At 64.5% G+C, this 1,377-nt stretch carries 2 protein-coding genes; one reads left to right on the top strand and one right to left on the bottom strand.

The window, feature by feature from the left end; all coding sequences use genetic code 11:
- Positions 1-208: 208 nt before the first annotated feature.
- Positions 209-823, bottom strand: coding sequence for a heme-binding protein (locus NLR35_RS34135; RefSeq protein WP_257170924.1), 615 nt, complete (start codon positions 821-823; stop codon positions 209-211).
- A 137-nt stretch (positions 824-960) separates the two neighbouring features.
- On the opposite strand from NLR35_RS34135, the gene NLR35_RS34130 reads away from it, so the two are divergent.
- Positions 961-1,284, top strand: a complete 324-nt coding sequence (locus tag NLR35_RS34130; protein WP_257170923.1) for a hypothetical protein — start codon at positions 961-963, stop codon at positions 1,282-1,284.
- The last annotated feature ends 93 nt before the right edge of the window (positions 1,285-1,377 follow it).

The following is a 1,377-nucleotide window of genomic DNA, read 5'->3' as shown; positions in this document are numbered from 1 at the left end:
CGGTGGCCCTGATACCAGGTCCATCGGACGGGCACGCTCGCTTCCAGGCGGATGCAAGAATCTTCTGATGAAAAAGCAATACTTCCCGTGCGGATGCCCCTCACCCCAACCCTCTCAGCGCGAGCGGAGCTCGTCGCGCCCCCGTGAAGAACGGGGAGAGGGAGCGGACCCTCGTCTGGGAGAAAGCCGCGCTAACAACTACGCCGGGCTAACAACTGCACGCCAGCATCACCTCGTTCCGCCGCAGCATCGGCAAGGTCCAGGGCGGGTTGTAGAACGCGAGCAGCGGTGCGCCGGTCACGGTCAGACCCTTCCGCTGCGCGTAGTCGCGCAACTCGCGGGTCTTTTCGGCGAGGATGCCGTCGGAGTAGGAGCCTGAGAAAGTCAGCGCGAGCATGCGCTGTGCCGGGACGGACGTCAGCTTGATCCTGCTGTCAGCCGGAGGCGGTAGTGACTCCAGCGACCAGCTCGACGGCATCACGAAGCTCACGCTCCAGCGGTCGCTGCCGGTCTCGTTGCCCGCCGCCGGCGGCGTCGCCGCCTGCTGCTGCACCGGCGCCGTCATCGCGATCTTGGCCTTGCCCTGGTTGGCGCCGAATATGTAGCCGCCGACGATGCGAAAACCTTCCTCGATCGCAGGCCTGCGCGCGCCCTGGACCTCGGCCTGCGCGATGATCATCGGCGCATAGGCGCGAATCTCGTAGTCGCCCTCGCGGCTGACGACGTCGTATTTCGGTTGTTCGACCCGGCTCATGAGCGGCCCCGCGGCAATGGCGGCCCCGGCGAGGACGAGCACCGTGGCGCCTGCGACCCAGATCAGCATGCGGCGTCTCCTCGGTGGTGTCGGCTCGGTCATGGCGGCTGCGCCGTTGGTTGGTGTCAACGAGGGAACGGGGCGAGAGGTCCGGTGGATCAGATTGACGGCGCTCCGGCGGGCAAATCAAGTGGATTGGATGATCATTGAGATACGTTCTCGGGTTTGCCGCAGCGACGCCGGCTCAAATTCATCCTGCGCGCAAAGCGAAATTACTGCAGCGCTTCAACATCATCACCTCTGTCCAGATGCTCGCGAAAAAATTTTCTTGTTTCGTTTTCGACGAAATTATGTTCTCCTCCCTCTATCCCGTCCTCATGCAGAGGGACGTACGCGTCGTCACGATACGGAGAGGCGGGGAGCGGTGGCCGCGGGCCTGTCAGGTGCTGATGCGCTGGACGATTGGCAAGCCCGCGGACGGTCAAGCCGTGTGGTCCTGGCGCCCCGATGCTGGCGCCAAGCCTCGATGACATGACGTGTCACGAGGTGACGGGGGCAAACAAGCCGGTCCCCGGGGAGAGCGCGGAGCAGACGTTAAACCCATCGCGCAGGGAGGGCCGGGT

Source organism: Bradyrhizobium sp. SRS-191, assembly GCF_024586915.1.
Taxonomy (GTDB): Bacteria; Pseudomonadota; Alphaproteobacteria; order Rhizobiales; family Xanthobacteraceae; genus Bradyrhizobium.
This window is presented reverse-complemented; position numbering and strand designations above follow the sequence as displayed.

Excerpts from the sequence above, each read along its gene's own strand:
- NLR35_RS34135 (WP_257170924.1), bottom strand. The coding sequence starts at position 823 with ATGCTGATCTGGGTCGCAGGCGCCACGGTGCTCGTCCTCGCCGGGGCC.